The sequence below is a fragment of the Agrococcus baldri genome, assembly GCA_900114805.1.
GTDB classification, from domain to species: Bacteria; Actinomycetota; Actinomycetes; order Actinomycetales; family Microbacteriaceae; genus Agrococcus; species Agrococcus baldri.
Window position 1 is genome coordinate 241,682 of record FOZN01000004.1, and the last position, 17,269, is coordinate 258,950.

At 72.6% G+C, this 17,269-nt stretch carries 17 protein-coding genes and 1 tRNA gene; 6 read left to right on the top strand and 12 right to left on the bottom strand.

The window, feature by feature from the left end; genetic code table 11:
* Positions 1-29: 29 nt before the first annotated feature.
* Together BM288_RS12815 and BM288_RS12820 are read right to left on the bottom strand one after the other, a co-directional pair.
* Positions 30-1,049, bottom strand: a complete 1,020-nt coding sequence (locus tag BM288_RS12815) for a tRNA (adenine-N1)-methyltransferase (RefSeq protein WP_404799722.1) — start codon at positions 1,047-1,049, stop codon at positions 30-32.
* Positions 1,046-1,744, bottom strand: coding sequence for an HAD family hydrolase (locus tag BM288_RS12820; protein ID WP_092919387.1), 699 nt, complete (start codon positions 1,742-1,744; stop codon positions 1,046-1,048). Before BM288_RS12820 ends, BM288_RS12815 begins: the two co-directional genes overlap by 4 nt.
* 56 nt (positions 1,745-1,800) lie before the next feature.
* Here BM288_RS12820 and BM288_RS12825 point away from each other — a divergent pair, with 56 nt between their 5' ends.
* A complete protein-coding gene (locus BM288_RS12825; protein WP_318255569.1) occupies positions 1,801-2,766 on the top strand; it encodes a PAC2 family protein in 966 nt (321 codons plus the stop codon).
* A 36-nt stretch (positions 2,767-2,802) separates the two neighbouring features.
* Here BM288_RS12825 and mshC read toward each other — a convergent pair whose 3' ends face one another.
* From mshC to BM288_RS12840, 3 genes are read right to left on the bottom strand one after another with little or no spacing between them, the layout of a single operon-like run.
* Positions 2,803-4,071, bottom strand: coding sequence for a cysteine--1-D-myo-inosityl 2-amino-2-deoxy-alpha-D-glucopyranoside ligase (gene mshC, locus BM288_RS12830; protein ID WP_092919391.1), 1,269 nt, complete (start codon positions 4,069-4,071; stop codon positions 2,803-2,805).
* Positions 4,071-4,904 (bottom strand): undecaprenyl-diphosphate phosphatase, encoded by an 834-nt coding sequence (locus tag BM288_RS12835; RefSeq protein ID WP_092919393.1) that lies wholly within the window; start codon positions 4,902-4,904, stop codon positions 4,071-4,073. The genes mshC and BM288_RS12835 overlap by 1 nt, the downstream gene beginning before the upstream one ends.
* 15 nt (positions 4,905-4,919) lie before the next feature.
* A complete protein-coding gene (locus tag BM288_RS12840; RefSeq protein ID WP_318255570.1) occupies positions 4,920-6,212 on the bottom strand; it encodes a M20/M25/M40 family metallo-hydrolase in 1,293 nt (430 codons plus the stop codon).
* Positions 6,213-6,379: 167 nt separating this feature from the next.
* Here BM288_RS12840 and BM288_RS12845 point away from each other — a divergent pair.
* Both BM288_RS12845 and BM288_RS12850 read left to right on the top strand, forming a co-directional pair.
* Positions 6,380-6,465, top strand: a tRNA-Leu gene (locus BM288_RS12845).
* A gap of 389 nt (positions 6,466-6,854) precedes the next feature.
* The gene (locus tag BM288_RS12850; RefSeq protein ID WP_092919397.1) at positions 6,855-7,091 is read left to right on the top strand and encodes a PspC domain-containing protein; all 237 of its coding nucleotides are present in this window, start codon (positions 6,855-6,857) and stop codon (positions 7,089-7,091) included.
* 85 nt (positions 7,092-7,176) lie between these two features.
* On the opposite strand, the gene hutC is transcribed toward BM288_RS12850, so the two are convergent.
* From hutC to hutU, 3 genes are read right to left on the bottom strand one after another with little or no spacing between them, the layout of a single operon-like run.
* A complete protein-coding gene (gene hutC, locus BM288_RS12855; RefSeq protein WP_092919399.1) occupies positions 7,177-7,935 on the bottom strand; it encodes a histidine utilization repressor in 759 nt (252 codons plus the stop codon).
* Complete coding sequence (gene hutG / locus BM288_RS12860; protein WP_092919820.1) at positions 7,935-8,909, bottom strand: formimidoylglutamase; 975 nt, start codon at positions 8,907-8,909, stop codon at positions 7,935-7,937. Before hutG ends, hutC begins: the two co-directional genes overlap by 1 nt.
* Positions 8,910-8,914: 5 nt before the next feature.
* A complete protein-coding gene (gene hutU / locus BM288_RS12865; RefSeq protein ID WP_092919401.1) occupies positions 8,915-10,627 on the bottom strand; it encodes a urocanate hydratase in 1,713 nt (570 codons plus the stop codon).
* 129 nt (positions 10,628-10,756) lie between these two features.
* Here hutU and BM288_RS12870 point away from each other — a divergent pair, with 129 nt between their 5' ends.
* A complete protein-coding gene (locus BM288_RS12870; protein ID WP_092919403.1) occupies positions 10,757-10,996 on the top strand; it encodes a PspC domain-containing protein in 240 nt (79 codons plus the stop codon).
* Positions 10,997-11,003: 7 nt separating this feature from the next.
* Here BM288_RS12870 and dinB read toward each other — a convergent pair whose 3' ends face one another.
* The gene (dinB, locus tag BM288_RS12875; protein ID WP_092919405.1) at positions 11,004-12,248 is read right to left on the bottom strand and encodes a DNA polymerase IV; all 1,245 of its coding nucleotides are present in this window, start codon (positions 12,246-12,248) and stop codon (positions 11,004-11,006) included.
* Positions 12,249-12,305: 57 nt separating this feature from the next.
* On the opposite strand from dinB, the gene BM288_RS12880 reads away from it, so the two are divergent.
* On the top strand, positions 12,306-13,124 hold the full coding sequence (locus tag BM288_RS12880; RefSeq protein WP_318255571.1) for an SGNH/GDSL hydrolase family protein: 819 nt from the start codon (positions 12,306-12,308) through the stop codon (positions 13,122-13,124).
* 77 nt (positions 13,125-13,201) lie between these two features.
* Here BM288_RS12880 and BM288_RS12885 read toward each other — a convergent pair whose 3' ends face one another.
* Both BM288_RS12885 and BM288_RS12890 read right to left on the bottom strand, forming a co-directional pair.
* On the bottom strand, positions 13,202-14,488 hold the full coding sequence (locus BM288_RS12885; protein ID WP_143103110.1) for a D-alanyl-D-alanine carboxypeptidase family protein: 1,287 nt from the start codon (positions 14,486-14,488) through the stop codon (positions 13,202-13,204).
* A complete protein-coding gene (locus BM288_RS12890) occupies positions 14,485-15,303 on the bottom strand; it encodes a TrmH family RNA methyltransferase (RefSeq protein ID WP_092919409.1) in 819 nt (272 codons plus the stop codon). The genes BM288_RS12885 and BM288_RS12890 overlap by 4 nt, the downstream gene beginning before the upstream one ends.
* Positions 15,304-15,361: 58 nt before the next feature.
* On the opposite strand from BM288_RS12890, the gene BM288_RS12895 reads away from it, so the two are divergent.
* Positions 15,362-16,192: a Sir2 family NAD-dependent protein deacetylase gene (locus BM288_RS12895; RefSeq protein ID WP_318255573.1), complete on the top strand. Its 831-nt coding sequence runs from the start codon at positions 15,362-15,364 to the stop codon at positions 16,190-16,192.
* 3 nt (positions 16,193-16,195) lie between these two features.
* Here BM288_RS12895 and BM288_RS12900 read toward each other — a convergent pair whose 3' ends face one another.
* Complete coding sequence (locus BM288_RS12900) at positions 16,196-17,266, bottom strand: glycosyltransferase family 4 protein (protein WP_092919413.1); 1,071 nt, start codon at positions 17,264-17,266, stop codon at positions 16,196-16,198.
* Positions 17,267-17,269: the final 3 nt, after the last annotated feature.

Below are 17,269 nucleotides of genomic sequence, written 5' to 3' on the forward strand. Positions count from 1 at the left end.
AGCGATGCCTTTCAGGGTTCGGGACCGGGTCAGTCTACCTGCGCGTCGTCGACGTCCGACGCTGCCTCGCCAGCCGGCTCCGAGCCCGCCGCTATCGCCTCCGCCTGCCGCTGCGCGTCGCGGCGCGCGCGACGCGCGCGCTTCGCGCTCGGGGTGCGGTCGCCGACGGCGCCCGGGGTCCATGCCTCGATGTCGGCCTCGGCGAAGTCGGCCTTGGCCGCTCGGCGTCGGAAGGAGGGCAGCTCGACGCCGTCGGCGATGCGGCGGGCGGTCATCAGGAAGCCGGTGTGGGCGACCATCCGATGGTCGGGCCGCACGGCGAGGCCCTCCACGTGCCAGCCCCGCACGAGCGTCTCGGACGACTTCGGGGCGGTGAAGCGGCCGTCGGCGCGGATGGCTTCGACCGTGCGCGAGAGCTGCGTCACGGTGGCGACGTAGCAGAGCACCAGGCCGCCGGGGCGGAGCGCGGTCGCCGTGGCGTCGACGCACTCCCAAGGCGCCAGCATGTCGAGCAGGACGCGGTCGGCCTCGCCCTCGCTCACGTGCTCCCCCAGCTCGTCGGCGAGGTCGCCGAGCACGGTGTCCCAGTTGCAGGGCCGCTCGCCGAAGAAACCGGTCACGTTCGCCTCCGCGACGTCGCGGAACTCCTCGCGGCGCTCGAAGGAGACGAGCCGGCCGGTGCCGTGCAGCGCTCGCAGCAGCCACAGCGAGAGCGCACCGGAGCCGACCCCGGCCTCGACGATCGTGAGATCGGGGTGGATGTCGGCGAAGCCGAGGATGTGCGACGCGTCCTTAGGGTAGATGATCGCGGCGCCGCGCGGCATCGACATGATGTAGTCCTGCAGCAGCGGACGGATCGCGAGGTGCTCGGCGTCGCCGACCGTGACGAGCGAGCCGTCGTCGAGCCCGACGATGGCCGAGTGCGGTACGGCGCCCTTCTGCGTGCCGAACTGCTTGCCCTCCGTCAGCACGATCGTGTACATGCGCTGCTTCGGGCCCGTCAGCTGCACCACGTCGCCCCACTGGAACGGGCCGGTCCTGCCCATCATGCGCGGGCCTCCCCGATGCTCGCAGCCACCTCTGCCACGCTGCGACTGGCGAGGCTCGGCCAGTGCACGATGCCGGGCAGCTGCGAGATGTCGACGGCGTGCGGCACCCCGATCGTCGTCAGCCCCGCGGCGAGCGCGCTGCGCGCACCGTGGAGGGAGTCCTCGATCGCGACCGAGCGCTCCGCGCTCACCCCCAGCATCCGCAGCGCCTGCAGGTAGGGCTCGGGGTGCGGCTTGCCCTCCGTGCACTCATCGCCCGCCACGGTCACGGTGAAGGGCGCGCGGCCGAGCCGCTCGGCGAGGGCGGCCTCGACGCGGTCGACGATCTCGCGCGTCGACATGGTCACGAGCGCCACGGGCACTTCGGCGTCGAGCAGCGCCCTCAGCAGCTCGAGCGCACCTGGCCGTACGGGCAGCTCGTCGCCGAGGGCGCTGAGCACCTCCCCGACCAGGCGCGCGACGATCGCATCCTCGTCGAGCGGCACGCCCTTGGCGATGAACACGCGGGCGCCGTCCCAGAGGTCGACACCGACGAGCGCCTCCGCCTCCGCACTCCCCCACGGGATGCCGTGCTCGGCGGCGAGTCGGGCCTCGGCTGCCATCCACTGCGGCTCCGTGTCGATGAGCGTGCCGTCCATGTCGAACAGCACGGCATCGAGGGCTCGTGAGACGGCGTCGGGGGTAGGCGAAGTCACCGCGCAAGCCTACTGGCGCGCGTAGAGTGTCCGTTTGACGCGAGGAGGTGCCGTCAGTGGCACGAGGACCCATCGAGGGTCGCATCATGGTCGTGGCCTTCGAGGGCTGGACGGATGCGGGCGACGCCGCGAGCGGTGCGGTGCGGAAGCTGATCGAGGCGTGCGAGCTCGAGGCGTTCGACGAGATCGAGCCTGAGGACTTCGTCGACTTCGCGCTGCACCGACCGGTGGTGCGCACGCTCGAGGACGGCACGCGTGCGCTGCAGTGGCCCGCCACCATCGCCTACGCCCCGACGCGGCCCTCCAGCAGGACCGCGCTCGCCGAGGACGCCGGTCTCGACGTCTCTTCCGGCAACGAGGGCGAGGTCTTCGCGCTCGTCGGTGCGGAGCCCAGCCGCAACTGGACGGCCTTCGCGGCGGAGTTCCTGGAGATCGCGCGCGGCTGCGAGATCGACGCGATCGTCTTCGTGGGCTCGATGCTGGCCGACGTGCCGCACACCCGCCCCATCTCGACCTCGATCACCAGCGACAGCGCCGAGCTGCAGTCGCGCCTCGGTGCGGTCGCCAGCGACTACGAGGGCCCCACCGGCATCATGTCGGTGCTGGCGCTGCTGGCCGGTGAGGCGGGCATCGCGACTGCGTCGCTGTGGGCATCGGTGCCCCACTACGTGCACAACGCGTCGGCGCCGAAGGCCATCGTGGCGCTGCTCGACCGGCTCTCGGAGATGCTCGACGTGACGATCCCGCTCGGCGACCTGCCGGAGCAGGCCGGCGAGTGGGAGCGCGGCATCGACGAGATCACCGAGCGCGATGACGAGATGCGGGCCTACATCGGCAAGCTCGAGGAGCAGCGCGACGCCGTCGAGAGCCCCGAGGCGAGCGGCGAGGCCATCGCCCACGAGTTCGAGCGCTTCCTGCGCGATCAGGGCCCGAAGCCGCCTCGCCAAGGCGGCAGCGTGCCTCCCGCGCCGCCCGCGGAGCCGCGCGACGACCAGCCGGACGAGGACGCCCCGCCGGTCTGAGTATCGGCCCGAGCGGCCGTCAGCCGGCCGCGTGCGTCAGCGCGCTGCTACGGCGGCGAGATCGATGCCCAGCAGGGCGTCGATCGCCGCGAGGCTGCCGGCATCGGCGGGGGCGCGCTGGATGAAGGCGTCGACCGCCTGCAGCGCGGCGGGCGTGTTGAGGTCGTCGGCGAGCGTCACGCGCAGCCATGGCACGACCGACTCCCCCAGCGAGGGGTCGTCGTCCGGAGTGGTCGACCACGCCAGCCAGCGGTCGAGCCGCTGCTCGGCGGCTTCGAGCTCGTCGTCCGCCCACTCCCAGTCCTGCCGCCAGTGGTGGTCGAGCAGCGCCAGGCGCAGCGCGGCCGGCCGGGCGCCCTGCGCGAGCAGCTTCGACACCAGCACCAGGTTGCCGAGCGACTTCGACATCTTCTCGCCCTGGTAGGCGACCAGACCGGCGTTGAGCCGCGTCATGCTGAACAGCGGCGCACCGAGCGCGATGGCGTGGTGCCCCTGCAGCTCCTGATGCGGGAAGCGCAGGTCGCGGCCGCCCGCGGCGACCGTGAACGGCGCTCCCAGCTCGTCCATCGCGATCACGGTGCACTCCACGTGCCAGCCCGGGCGCCCGCGGCCGACTGCAGAGTCCCAGGCAGGTTCACCGGGGCGCTCGGCGCGCCACAGCAGCGGGTCCAGCGGCGAGCGCTTCCCCGGGCGGTCGGGATCGCCGCCGAACTCTCGGGTGAGCTCGAGCATCTGCGCGGCATCGGTGCGGCTGCCCTCGCCGACGGCGAACCGCCGCGCGCGGGTGGTGTCGAACAGCACGTCCTCACCCAGCGCATCTTCGCCGTCGGGGGCCGCCAGCCGGTAGGCGTCGCCGGAGTCGAGCAGCCGGCGCACGGCATCGCCGATGGGAGCGATGCGCTCGGTGACGGCGACCCAGTGGTCGGGCGGCAGGATGCGCAGCGCCTCCATGTCGGTGCGGAAGAGCTGCTGCTGCCGCTGCGCGAGCTCTCGCCAATCGACACCGTCGCGCGCCGCCCGCTCGAGCAGCGGGTCATCGACGTCGGTCGAGTTCATCGCCGTGCGCACCTCGATGCCGGCGTCGAGCCAGACGCGGGTGAGCGTGTCGAACGCGAGGTAGGTGAACGCGTGCCCGAGGTGCGTCGCGTCGTACGGGGTGATGCCGCAGGTGTACATGGATGCGGTAGGCCCCTCGGGCACGACCACCCGGGCATCCGTGCGCACGTCGTGGACGCTCGGGCGGGTGCCCTCGCCCGTTCCCAGCGCCTCCAGCGAGGGCACCGCGGGGCGCTGCCAGCTGTGCATCAGAGCGCCTCGATCCAGCCGGCGCTGAGGGCGACCAGCAGCAGCGCGCCCAGCACGATGCGGTAGACGACGAAGGGCATGAAGCTGCGGCGCGAGATCCAGTCCATCAGCCACTTGATGACCACCAGGCCGACCAGGAAGGCGACCGCCGTCGCGAGGATCGTCGGGCCCATGCCCAGGCCGACGGAGCTCGGCTCGCTGACCGCCTGGATGGTCTCGTAGATCCCGGCGCCGAAGACGGCCGGGACGGCGAGGAAGAACGCGTACTTTGCCGCTGCGGGCCGTTCGTAGCCGAGCGCGCGTCCCATCGTGACGGTGGCCCCGGAGCGCGAGACGCCGGGGATCAGCGCGAGCACCTGGGCGACGCCGATCAGCAGTCCGTCGCGGTAGGTGGTGGTCTCGAGCGTCTTCACGCGACGGCCGAGCATGTCAGCGATGCCGAGGATGATGCCGAAGACGATCAGCACCGTCGCGGTGATCCAGAGGCTGCGCAGCTGGTCGCGGATGAGGTCCTGGAAGAGCACGCCGGCGATGACGATCGGCACCGTGCCGATGATGACCAGCCAGCCCATCTTCACGTCCGGGTCGCTCCGGTCGGTCTTGCCGGAGAACTGCTGGAACCACTTGCCGATGATGCGCGTGATGTCCTTCCAGAAGAAGATCACCACCGCCAGCTCCGTGCCGATCTGGGTGATGGCGGTGAAGGTGGCGCCGGGATCCTCGGCGCCCGGCAGGAACAGCCCGGCGATGCGCAGGTGGGCGCTCGAGGAGATGGGCAGGAACTCGGTGGCGCCCTGGAGCGCACCGAGCAAGATCGCGATCAGCCAGTCCATGGATTCAGCAGGTCCTCAGTAGGTCAGCAGCAGGTCTTCGAGCACGTCGGTGCCGAACTCGAGGGCTTCGAGGGGCACGCGCTCATCGACCCCGTGGAACATCGCCGCGAAGTCGAGGTCGGGCGTCAGGCGCAGCGGCGCAAAGCCGTAGCCGGCGATGCCGAGCTCTGACAGCGGCTTGTTGTCAGTGCCGCCGGAGAGCATGTACGGCAGCACCGGGGCGCCCGGGTCGTGACGGCCGATCGCGGCGGTCATCGCCTCGACCAGCGCACCCGAGAAGGGCTGCTCGAGGCCGACGTCGCCGTGCACGAGCTCGACCTCGATGTCGTCGCCGACGAGCGCCCGGATGGTGTCGAGCGCCTCCTGCTCGCGGCCGGGCAGCGGGCGCATGTCGATGCGAGCCTCGGCGACCGATGGGATGACGTTGTGCTTGTAGCCGGCGTCGAGCATCGTCGGGTTGGCCGTGTGGCGCAGGCTCGAGCGCAGGAACCGCGAGACGGTCCCCAGCTGCTCGGCCACCGCATCCGGGTCGTCGTCCTCCATGCCCTGCAGCTCGGCCAGGCGGGCGAAGAGCTCGCGCGTCGTGTCGGTGTATTCGACCGGGAACTCGTGGGCGCCGACCGCGGCGACGGCGCGGGCGAGCCTCGTGACGGCGTTGTCGCGCATATGCTGCGAGCCGTGGGCGGCCGTGCCGCGCGCACGCAGCAGGATCCACTGCAGCGCCTTCTCGGCGGTCTGCAGCAGGTAGGCGCGCTGCCCCGCGACGTCGATGGAGTAGCCGCCGACCTCGCTGATGGCCTCGGTCGCGCCCGCGAACAGCTCGGGATGGTTGCGCACCAGCCACTGCGCGCCGTAGACGCCGCCGGCCTCCTCGTCGGCGAAGAACGCGATCACCAGTCCCCGGCGTGGCCTCCTGCCGCTGGCGAGGATGCGCTCGAGCGCGACCAGGATCATCGCGTCCATCTGCTTCATGTCGACTGCGCCGCGGCCCCACAGCAGGCCGTCGCGGATCTCACCGGCGAACGGGTCGACGCTCCACTCGCTCGCGTCGGCGGGCACGACATCGAGGTGCCCGTGCACGACCAGCAGCGGCAGCGACGGGTCCTCCCCCTCGATGCGCGCCACCACGCTCGCGCGGCCGGGCGCCGACTCGACGGTCTCGCTCGCCACGCCCATCGCGGTCAGCACCTCGGTGACGTAGGCCGCCGCATCCGCCTCGCCGTTGGAGCGGCCGCCGCCCCAGTTCTGGGTGTCGATGCGGATGAGGTCCCTGGCGATCTGGGCGGTGCGGGTCAGGCGGTCGGTCACCACGCAAGGCTAGTCGCTCGGTGCGGCCGCGACCGCCTCGGCCGGGGTGCGCGCAGTCGGCACGCCGGTGGTGCTGCAGCTCGGCGCGTCGCCCTGCGCGATGGTCGTGAGCGCGTCGCGGGCCGTGCTAATGTCTTCTCTTGGTCCACCAAGTGGTCCGACACCTTGCGCGGGTGGCGGAATTGGCAGACGCGCTAGCTTGAGGTGCTAGTGCCCGTATTAGGGCGTGGGGGTTCAAGTCCCCCCTCGCGCACAGGCAGAGGCCCGGAGCTCATCGCTCCGGGCCTCTTCTCGTTCCGCGCGTCAGCGGGTCGTGGCAGGCTCGCCGCATGGCACTCCCGACTGCAGAGCGCGACGCGCTGTTCGCCTCTCCCGGTACGCCGATCATCGCCATCGAGCGAGCTGGCCGAGCGCGGGGCGGTCGAGGAGCGGTCCGGCGCACCCGTCGACGCCGAGCGTTTCGCCCGCCGGCACCTGCCGCCGGAGGCGGTGGACGGCGCCCGCGCCTTCGCGGGTGAGCAGATCGGTGCCCAGGTGCGCTTCCGGCTGCGACAGGTCGCGTGGCTCTCGGCCGCGATCGGCTGAGCCGATCGTCGAGCGTCCGCCTGCTCGGCGCACAGCCTGCAGGGCTACCGTTGCGGCATGTCGTTCTTCAACTCCATCCGCTCCGCGGGGTTCCGTCGCGGTCCCGCCCGCCTGCTGGCCGGCATCTGCGGCGGCATCGCCGCGAAGACCGGCGTCAACGTGTGGCTCGTGCGACTGCTGACGCTGCTGCTGTTCGCGCTGCCGGTGCTCGGCTGGGGCGTCTACGCGGGCGTCTGGATCCTGACGCCGAACCAGTCGGGCTCCATCCCGCTGGAGCGCTGGCTGGGCCGCTGACGCCGATGTCGGCTGAAGGCAGCTTCGACCGGAGGCAGCGTCGGCCTCGGGACAGCGCTCGCCTCGGGACAGCGCTCGCCTGGGATCAGCGCGCCCCTGAGGTCTCGAAGCCGCCCTCCAGGCGGCTGCGGGCGCCGGGCTGCGTGAGCCTCACGACGCTCACGAGGCCCTCGGCCGACCAGGTGCTGCGGCGGATCTGCAGGCACGGCTCATGCGGCTCGATGCCCAGCAGCGCCGCCTGCTCGTCGGTCGGCAGCACCGCCTCGATCACCAGCTCGGTGCGCACCAGCGGCACGACGCGGGTGAGGTAGTCGTTGGGCGTGAAGCTGGTGAAGTCCTGCTGCAGGTACTCCGGCACGAAGGCCGGGTTGACCAGGCGATCCTCGAGCTGGATCGCGGTGTCGTCCTCGAAGTGCACGATGACCGAGCGGTAGACCCGGTCGGTCATCGAGTCGGCCGCGAACGGCCGGTCGTCGGCGTCCTCCGCCGCGAGTGAGACGAGCCGGGTGCTGTGCCGGTGCCCCCGCCGCTGCACCTCGTCGGCGATGTTGCGCACCTCAAGCAGCGGAGAGGCGGCCTTCGTCTCGGCCACGAAGCTGCCCACGCCCATGCTGCGGACGATCGTGCCGCCGTCGGCGAGCTCGCGCAGCGCCCGATTGACCGTCATGCGCGAGACGCCCAGCGCCGTCACCAGCTGATGCTCGGACGGCAGCCGGTCGCCCTCAGCCCACTTGCCGGTGCGGATGCGGGCGCCGATGACGCGCTTGATGCGCTCGTACACCGGCGTGCCGTCGCCTCCGGTGGCCTCGAACTCGCGGGCGAGCGCGGCGGTGTCGACCAGCATCACGCGACCCCTGCCGCTGCGACGGGCACGTGGCGCATCGCGATGCGGTGGATGAGACGGGCGGCGACGCGGGCCGTGCGACGGTCGATGTCGAACGCCGGGTTCAGCTCAGCGACGTCGACGAGCGCCAGCTTGCCGCTCGCGCTCATCCGGTCGCACACGTGCTGCACGATCTCGAGCGGCACCCCGAACGACGCCGGCGCCGAGACGCCCGGCGCGATCCACGCCGGCAGCACGTCGAGGTCGATCGTCAGGTACAGCACGTCGATCTCGCTGAGGAAGGAATCCAGGAAGGCATCGACGGATGCGGTGTCGCGGCTGTCGTCGTCGAGCAGGTGGCGCACGCCGTGCTGCGCCGCAGTGTCGAACAGCGCGTGCGTGTTGGAGGCTTCGCTGATGCCGAGGACGGCGTAGTCGACGGGCCGCCCCAGCGCCCCCTCGCGCTCGAGCGCCTGCAGGAACGGCGTGCCGGAGGATGCCCGGGGTGCGCGGCGCAGGTCGAAGTGCGCGTCGAGGTTGAGCACGCCCAGTCGCGGCCGCGCTTCGCGCAGCGCGGCGTCGGCGATGCCGAGGTAGCTGCCGTAGGCGATCTCGTGGCCGCCGCCGAGCGCGATGGGCAGGTGGCCGGCATCGATCACGCCGCGGAGGATCTCCCCCAGCCGTTCCTGGCCGCCCTCGAGCGCGTCGCCCTCGACGCGCACGGTGCCGACGTCGTAGGCGGTGAGCGGCGCCGTGAGCGCAAGCGGGGCGAGCGCCGCGCGCAGCGCGTCGGGACCGTCGACCTGGCCGGGCCTGCCCTCGTTGCGCCGCACGCCCGCGTCGCTCGCGAAGCCGACGAGCACGACGCCGGGCACCGCATCCGCCCCCCTGCCCTGCGCGGGATAGGGCTGCACCGCGGCGTGCCATCGGGCGTGCTCGGCACCGGGGCCGTCGTCACGGCCCGACCACGCTGGCGGCTCGAGTTGACCGGTCATCGCCGTCACCGCGCCCGCCGCTCGCCGTCCCGGATGACGGGCTCCATCGGGATGCGGACGCCGCGCTCTGCGGCGACGTCGGCGGCGCGCCGGTAGCCGGCGTCGACGTGGCGGATGACGCCCATGCCGGGGTCGTTCAGCAGCAGCCGCGAGAGCTTCTCGGCGGCCAGCTCGGTGCCGTCGGCGACGGAGACCTGCCCGGTGTGGATCGAGCGCCCGATGCCGACGCCGCCGCCGTGGTGGATCGAGACCCAGGTGGCGCCGGACGAGGCGGCCGTGAGGGCGTTGAGCAGCGGCCAGTCGGCGATCGCGTCGGAGCCGTCGGCCATCGCCTCGGTCTCGCGGTAGGGCGAGGCGACCGAGCCGGAGTCGAGGTGGTCGCGGCCGATCACGACCGGCGCGGAGAGCTTGCCCTCGGCCACGAGGTCGTTGAAGCGCAGCGCCGCGCGGTGGCGCTCGCCGTAGCCGAGCCAGCAGATGCGCGCCGGGAGGCCCTCGAACTCGACGCGCTCCTGCGCGGCGCGGATCCAGCGGTGCAGATGCTCGTTCTCCGGGAACAGCTCGAGGATCGCCTCGTCGGTGACGCGGATGTCCTCCGGGTCGCCGGAGAGCGCCGCCCAGCGGAACGGTCCGAGGCCCTCGCAGAACAGCGGGCGGATGTACGCCGGCACGAAGCCGGGGAACTCGAACGCCCGGTCGTAGCCGCCGTGGCGTGCCTCGTCGCGGATGGAGTTGCCGTAGTCGAACACCTCGGCCCCGGCGTCCTGGAACTCGACCATGGCCGCGACGTGCGCGGCCATCGACGCCCGCGCATCCGTCGTGAAGGTCTCGGCGTCGGCCGCAGCGCGCTCCTGCCATTCGGCGACGGTGTAGCCGATCGGCAGGTACGAGAGCGGGTCGTGGGCGCTGGTCTGGTCGGTGACGATGTCGACCGTGATCTCGCCCGCCCGGTGGCGGCGGAGGATCTCGGGGAAGACCTCTGCGGCGTTGCCGACCAGCCCGACCGAGTGGCCGCGGCGCTCGTCCTTCGCCTGCTGCACCTTGGCGAGCGCGTCGTCGAGGTCGGCCGCGATCTCGTCGAGGTAGCGCTTGCCGACGCGGCGCTGCAGGCGCGACGCGTCGACGTCGACGATGAGGCAGGCGCCGTCGTTCAGCGTCACGGCGAGCGGCTGCGCGCCGCCCATGCCGCCGCATCCGCCCGTGAGGGTGATGGTGCCGGCGAGCGTGCCGTCGAAGCGCTTGTCGGCGATCGCCGCGAATGTCTCGTAGGTGCCCTGCAGGATGCCCTGGGTGCCGATGTAGATCCAGGAGCCGGCCGTCATCTGGCCGTACATCATCAGGCCCTCGGCCTCGAGCCGGCGGAACTCCGGCCAGGTCGCCCAGTCGCCGACGAGGTTGGAGTTGGCGAGCAGCACGCGCGGCGCCCAACGGTTCGTGCGGAAGACGCCCACCGGCTTGCCGGACTGCACCAGCAGCGTCTCGTCGTCCTCCAGGTCGCGCAGCGTCTCGACGATCGCGTCGTAGGCGGCCCAGCTGCGCGCGGCACGGCCGGTGCCGCCGTAGACGACCAGGTCGTCGGGACGCTCTGCGACCTCCGGGTCGAGGTTGTTCATGAGCATGCGCAGCGGCGCTTCGGTCTGCCAGCTCTTCGCCGACAGCTGCGTGCCGCGCGGCGCGCGGACCTCGCGCGCCTCGTGGCCGGGGGACGTGACCTGCATCGGGTGGCTCCTCTTCGTGCACGGTGGCGGATCGGTGCTTGTATAGTGCTGTATATACAGGCTGCACGTCAAGCGCTCGTGCGAGGCGGACTGGTCCGTCAGTGGCCGCGCGAGCGCTACGGTGACGGCATGACGACGCTGTTCTCGAGCATCCGCGCGTCCGGATTCCACCGCGGACCGGACCGCTTGATCGGCGGGGTGTGCGGCGGCATCGCCCGGCACACGAACACGAGCGCCGGCTTCGTGCGGCTGCTGACGATCGTGCTCGCGCTGACCGTCGTGAGCTGGTTCGTCTACGTCGTCGTCTGGGTGCTGGCCCCGGACGAGCTGGGATCGATCCCGCTCGAGCGCTGGCTCGCGCGGGGCTGAACGCGCGTCAGTCGCCGCCGCTGGGCCCGGTGTCGTCGCGCTTGCGCTCGCGCCGCAGCATGCTCGCCGGCACGACGGTCGCCGCGCCGAAGCGGTCGTGCACGGCGTCCATCGCCCGCTCCGCGCTCCCCCACGTCTCGCTGTCGTCCCACAGCAGCCCGTGGTCGGCCGAGGGCTGCACCGAGCTCGCCCGCACGCCCAGCAGTCGCACGGGCGGCAGCTCGCCGAGCTGCTCGAGCAGCGACCAGGCGGTCTCGACGATCACGCGGGTGACGTCGGTCGCCTCCGGCAGCGTGCGCGAGCGCGTGATGGTCCTGAAGTCGTGGAAGCGCACCGTGAGCGTGACGGTGCGCGCCTGCACGCCGGCGTCACGCAGCCGCCGGCCGACGCCGGTCGCGAGCCGCAGGATCTCGCCCTGCTGCTCGGCGCGGTCCGTGACGTCGCGGAAGAAGGTGTGGTTGTGGCCGAAGGACTTGTCATGGTCGCGCTCGACGATCGCGCGCGGGTCGCGGCCCCAGGCGAGGTCGGCCAGGTGGCGCCCCGTCGCCTCGCCGAACCACGAGCTCAGCCGCTCCTCGGAGGTGTGCGCGACGTCGGCGATGGTGTGGAGGCCGTAGCGGGCCAGTCGGTCCTGCTGCTTCGGGCCGACGCCCCACAGCGCCGAGACGGGCTGGGGGTGCAGGAAGTCGACGACCTGCTCGTTCGGCACCACGAGCATCCCGTCGGGCTTGGCCCGGGAGGAGGCGAGCTTGGCGACATACTTCGTGCCGGCCGCGCCGATCGAGGCGACCAGTCCGGTCTCGGCGCGGATGCGCGCACGCAGCGTCGGCCCGATGCGATTGGCGCCCCCGGCGAGCCGGCGGAGCCCCGCGATGCCCACGAAGGCCTCATCGATGCCGAGCCGCTCGACGTCGGGCGAGGTCTCGTCGAGGATGCCCATCACCTGCTGCGACAGCCGCGAGTAGAGCGCGAAGTCGGGGTCGAGGATGATCGCGTTCGGGCACAGCCGCAGTGCGCGCGCCATCGGCATCGCCGAGTGCACGCCGTACTTGCGCGCTTCGTAGGTGGCTGCGGTGACCACCGAGCGCGACGAGTCGTGGCCGATGACGACGGGCCTGCCGAGCAGATCTGGCCGGGCGAGCAGGGACGCCGAGGCGAAGAACGCATCCAGGTCGACGTGCAGGATCGTCGCGGTCGTATCGTCGACCTCCGGACCCGAGACCAGTCGGTTCGAGCCGTCCTGCTTGCTCACGCATCCATCGTCCCACGCGGTGCCCACATCCAGCCCCGGCAGGGCAGGATGGAGGGCATGCAGCACCCTGGCACCGCGCACCCCGGCATGGAGCATCCCTACACGCGCTACGTCGCTCTCGGCGACAGCTTCACGGAGGGCGTCGGCGACGAGGAGCCCGACCTGCCGAACGGCCTGCGCGGCTGGGCCGACCGCGTCGCCGAGGAGCTCGCGCGCACGCGGCCCGACTTCCAGTACGCGAACCTCGCCATCCGCGGGCGACTGCTCGGGCAGATCGAGCAGGAGCAGCTCGAGCCGGCGATCGCCCTGCAGCCCGACCTGGTCACGATCTCCGCGGGCGGCAACGATCTGCTGCGACCCGGCGGCGACCCCGACGCGCTCGCCGCGCGCCTCGACGTCATCGTCGGCAGGCTGCGGGCGACCGGCGCAGAGGTGGTGCTCTTCAACGGCCCCGACATCGCCATGACGCCGGTGCTGCGCGCGATCCGTGGCAAGGTCGGCATCTACAACGCCAACCTGTTCGGCGTCGCCGCGAAGCACGGCGCCGTGGTGGCCGACATGTGGTCGGCGCACCATCTGCAGCAGCCGCAGATGTGGGCGTCCGACCGGCTGCACTTCTCGCACTACGGGCACCATGCGATCGCGATGCTGGTGCTCGACGCGCTCGGCGTGCAGCACCAGCTGACGGCGATGGAGCCCGAGCCCCTGCCCCGCCGCACCCGGCAGCAGATGGCGGTGGAGAACCTGCACTGGGCGCGCGAGCACCTCGCCCCCTGGGTCGTGCGGCGACTGCGCGGGCAGTCCTCCGGCGACACCATCCACGCCAAGCGGCCGGAGGCCGGCCCGGTGCTGCCGTTCGAGCACCTGGGCGGCTAATACCTCAGCCCGAGACGGGCTTCGGAGCTGGCGTCGCGGCGGAGACCAGAAATGGTCTCCGCTCTCAGCTCCAGCGCTCAGTCGAAATACCACTCGACGGCGGTCGAGGGATGCGTCAGCCGCCACCCGAGGTCGGGTGCGGCGAGCATGGCGTCGGTGCGCACCGGCACCTGGGTCGTCACCCCGTAGATGTCCTCGACCACGACGGTGCCGACCTGCCCGCGCGGTGCCGCCACCTCGATGCCGTCCTGCACCGCCTCGGCCGTCGCGAAGTGGGCCGTCGGCAGGTGCGGGCCGAACGCATCCGTGTGCAGGTCTGCGACGGTGGCCGCCTCCACGACGCCGCCCCACGGCGCCCGGTACTCGGCGACGGGCGTGCCGGCGGGCACGAGCGCGACGGTGCCGAAGTCGTCCCAGAGGCTCTCGACCAGCGCGAGCATCGCGGCGTTCATGTCGTCCTGGGTCACCACGCCCATGATCACCGCCACAGCGCGGCGCGGCTCGCCCTCGATGTCGCGCTCGGCGGTGACGAACAGGTTGCGGCCCCACACGCGTAGCGTGCCCGTCTTGCCGCCGTCGATGAAGCCCTCGCCGAGCAGCGGGTTGGTGTTGGCCACGGTGCCGCCGGGCACGGCGACGCGCTCCATGCCGATCGCCGCCAGCACCACCGGGTCGGCCACGGCCAGCAGCCCCAGCTCGGTCATGTCGGCGGCCGTGGAGCGGCTCTCGAGCGAGAGGCCGGACGGGTCGGCGACGACGGTGTCGGCCAGCCCGTTCCGGGCCGCCCAGTCGTTCGCGGCCGCCAGGTAGGCGTCGATCGAGCCGAAGGCCCAATTGGCCAGCGACCACATGGCGTTGCCGGCCGAGTCGACCAGCGACCACTCGATCAGGTCGCGCTGGGCGACCACCATGCCGTCGTAGACCGGCACCACCGGCGCGGCCTCGGCGATGGCGGCACCGAGCGCGTTGATGTCGGCACGGCCGAGCGTGATCGCCGCGCCGCGGTCGTCGCCGGCGATCGGATGCGCCTCCAGCACGGTCAGCACGGTGACCAGCTTGGTCAGGCTCGCCATCGGCACGGCCGACTCGTCGCCCCAGTGCTCCTGCGCGGCGTCGATGCCGACGACGGCGTAGCCGGCCGAGCGCGCGATCCCCTCGGGCCACGCGACCGAGACCGGCGCGCCGCTCGCCTCCGGCAGCGCGATCGGCGTCGCCGCCACCCGCGGTGCCGGGGCGAAGGCGATCGCGGTGGCCGCGACGACGGCGACGATCAGGGCCAGCAGCACCGCCCACCGCAGCAGGAGCACGAGCGGATGCGTGCGGCGGCGGCGCTGCGTGACCGCGGTGACCGCGGGGCTGCTCACGCGCTGCCCCGCAGCGCCCACATCGCGACGGCGGCGGATGCGGCGACGTTGAGCGAGTCGACCCCGTGGTGCATCGGGATGCGCACCACCCGGTCGGCGGCGGCGAGCGCCCGGCGGCCGAGCCCAGGCCCCTCGGAGCCGAACAGCAGCGCGACCCGCTCGGCCGGCGCCGCGGCGTACTCGTCGAGCGTGACCGCGTCGTCGCGCAGCGCCATCGCCACGGTCTCGAAGCCTGCCTCGCGGAAGGTGGGCGCCGCCGCCTCGATCGACTCGATCCGGGTCCACGGCACCTGCAGCACGGTGCCCATCGAGACCCGCACGCTGCGGCGGTAGAGCGGGTCGGCGCAGGTCTTCGTGACCAGCACCGCATCCGCCCCGATGCCCGCGACCGAGCGGAACGCCGCGCCCACGTTCGTGTGGTCGACGAGGCCGTCGAGCACCACGACGCGACGCGCCTGCGCGAGCAGGGCCGCCGCATCCGGCAGCACCGGGCGCTGCATCGACGCGAGCGCGCCCCGGTGCAGGTGGAAGCCGGTGAGCTGCTCGAGCACAGGCTCCTCGCCGACGAACACCGGCACCTCCCGCACCGCCTCGGCGGCAGCCAGGATCTCCTCGACCTGCGGCAGCCAGCGCGGCGCGACGAGGATCGAGCGGGGCTGGTGACCGGCGCGCAGCGCGCGCTCGAGCACGGTCTGCGACTCGGCGATGTAGAGGCCGCGCTCGGGCTCCGTGCGGCGTCGCAGGGCGACATCGGTGAGCCCCACGTAGTCGTGCAGGCGGGGGTCGTCGAGCGAGTCGATCTGGATGATCTCCATGCGCCGCTCCCCCTGCCCCAACGGTCGTCGAGCCTACCGCCGCACTAGGGTTGGGCACGTGCTCGACACAGCCAGCGACCTGCAACGGGCGATCGACCTGCTGCGAGGACGACGCGTCGCGGTGCTGACCGGCGCCGGCATCTCGACCGACTCCGGCATCCCCGACTACCGCGGCGCCGGCGCGCCGCCGCGCACGCCCATGGTCTTCGAGACCTTCCGCTCGAGCGAGGAGGCGCGGCGTCGCTACTGGGCCGGCAGCCACCTGGGCTGGAAGCGCTTCACCGGCGTGCAGCCCAACGACGGGCACCGCGCGCTCGCGCGCATGGAGGAGGCCGACCTCATCACCGGCATCGCCACGCAGAACGTGGACGACCTGCACGAGCGGGCCGGCTCCCGCGAGGTGGTGCACGTGCACGGGCGCATGCACACCGTCTCCTGCCTGCAGTGCGGGCGCAGCTACGACCGCGAACGGATCGCCGCCGAGATCGAGCGGCTCAACCCCTGGATCGTGGTGCCCGAGCAGGTGCGGCTGCAGCCCGACGGCGACGTCGAGATCGACGCCTCGCAGGACTTCCGCGTGCCGCCGTGCCCCCACTGCGGTGGCATGCTGAAGCCCGACGTGGTCTTCTTCGGCGAGTTCGTGCCGCCGGCGGTGTTCGCCGCGGCGCGCGACACGATCGCCGCGGGTCAGGCGGTGCTGGTCGCCGGCTCCTCGCTGGTGGTGAACTCGGGCACGCGGCTGCTCGAGGTGGCGCGCCGCGCCGACGTGCCGATCGTGATCGTCAACCGCGGCGAGACGAAGTGGGATGCGCGGGCGGCCGTGCGCGTCGAGGGCGGCACCAGCGAGACGCTCACCGAGATCGCCGACGCGCTCGTCGCGCCGTTCTGATCGCTACCGGCGGCGCCCCGTCGCGGCCACCTCGGCCAGGAACGCGCCGAGCCGCTCGGCGGAGGAGCGCCAGCTGAAGGTGGCGGCCTGCTGCCGGGCGGCGCGCGACCTGGCCGCCCACTCACCCTCGAGCGCGCGCACGGCGTGCGCCAGCGCATCCGCATCGCCGACCGGGAAGTACACCGCGGCCTCGCCGCCCACCTCGCGGAAGATCGCCGTGTCGGCCACCACGACAGGCACGCCCAGGCTCATCGCCTCCAGCAGCGGGATGCCGAAGCCCTCCTCGTGCGAGGCGTGCACGAGCGCGCAGGCAGAGCGCAGCAGCTCGGCGTACTCCTCGTCGGAGACGCCGTCGTGGAAGATGACGGATGCGCCTGCCGCCAGTGCCGTCAGCCGCTCGCGGGTCGCGGGATCGATGCGGCTGCACAGGTGCAGCTCGTGGCCGGGCAGCAGGGCGGCGGCGCGCACGAGCGTCTCGACGTCCTTGTAGGGCATGAACGAGCCCATGTAGACCAGCCGCTTCGTCGGCGGGGAGTCGTGGTCGACGGGCTCGCCGAGCGGCGCGGCGGCATTCGGCACGATCGCGACCGGCCTGCGGGTGAGGCGGTGCTGCCGGATGAGCTCGCGCGTGGTCTGCGAGATGGTGACGACGCCGTCGACGCCGTTCAGCAGCAGCCGCTGCGGCGCGTAGGAGAGGTGGTAGAGCCGCCACAGCAGCCGCACGGGCGCCGGCAGGTCGCGCGGCGGCGTCGGGTGGCGGTAGTAGATCAGGTCGTGCACGGTGGTCACGAGCGGCCAGGCGCGGCCGACCGAGCCGATCGTCTGCATCGGCGAGTAGGCGACGTCGGCGGGCACCTTCCGCAGCCGCCACGCGGTGAGCGGCTCGAGCGGGCCGGTGGGCGACGGGCCGAGCACGTGCGGCAGCGCCGGCAGCATCGCCAGCTGCCGCTCGTCGCTGACGAGCATGGTCACCTCGTGCTCGCGGGCGAGCTGCGCGACCAGCGCTGCCGAGAAGCGCGAGATGCCGTCGTGGCGCGGGAAGCGCACGTAGCGGCAGTCGAAGAGGATGCGCACGGG

Coding starts and splice junctions, on each gene's coding strand:
- BM288_RS12815 (WP_404799722.1), bottom strand. CDS start 1,049: ATGATGGGCAGGACCGGCCCGTTCCAGTGGGGCGACGTGGTGCAGCTG.
- BM288_RS12870 (WP_092919403.1), top strand. CDS start 10,757: ATGACGACGCTGTTCTCGAGCATCCGCGCGTCCGGATTCCACCGCGGA.
- hutC (WP_092919399.1), bottom strand. CDS start 7,935: ATGCTGGTCGACACCGCCGCGCTCGCCCGCGAGTTCGAGGCCACCGGA.
- BM288_RS12850 (WP_092919397.1), top strand. CDS start 6,855: ATGTCGTTCTTCAACTCCATCCGCTCCGCGGGGTTCCGTCGCGGTCCC.
- BM288_RS12880 (WP_318255571.1), top strand. CDS start 12,306: ATGCAGCACCCTGGCACCGCGCACCCCGGCATGGAGCATCCCTACACG.
- mshC (WP_092919391.1), bottom strand. CDS start 4,071: ATGCACAGCTGGCAGCGCCCCGCGGTGCCCTCGCTGGAGGCGCTGGGA.
- hutU (WP_092919401.1), bottom strand. CDS start 10,627: ATGCAGGTCACGTCCCCCGGCCACGAGGCGCGCGAGGTCCGCGCGCCG.
- hutG (WP_092919820.1), bottom strand. CDS start 8,909: ATGACCGGTCAACTCGAGCCGCCAGCGTGGTCGGGCCGTGACGACGGC.
- BM288_RS12890 (WP_092919409.1), bottom strand. CDS start 15,303: ATGGAGATCATCCAGATCGACTCGCTCGACGACCCCCGCCTGCACGAC.
- BM288_RS12835 (WP_092919393.1), bottom strand. CDS start 4,904: ATGGACTGGCTGATCGCGATCTTGCTCGGTGCGCTCCAGGGCGCCACC.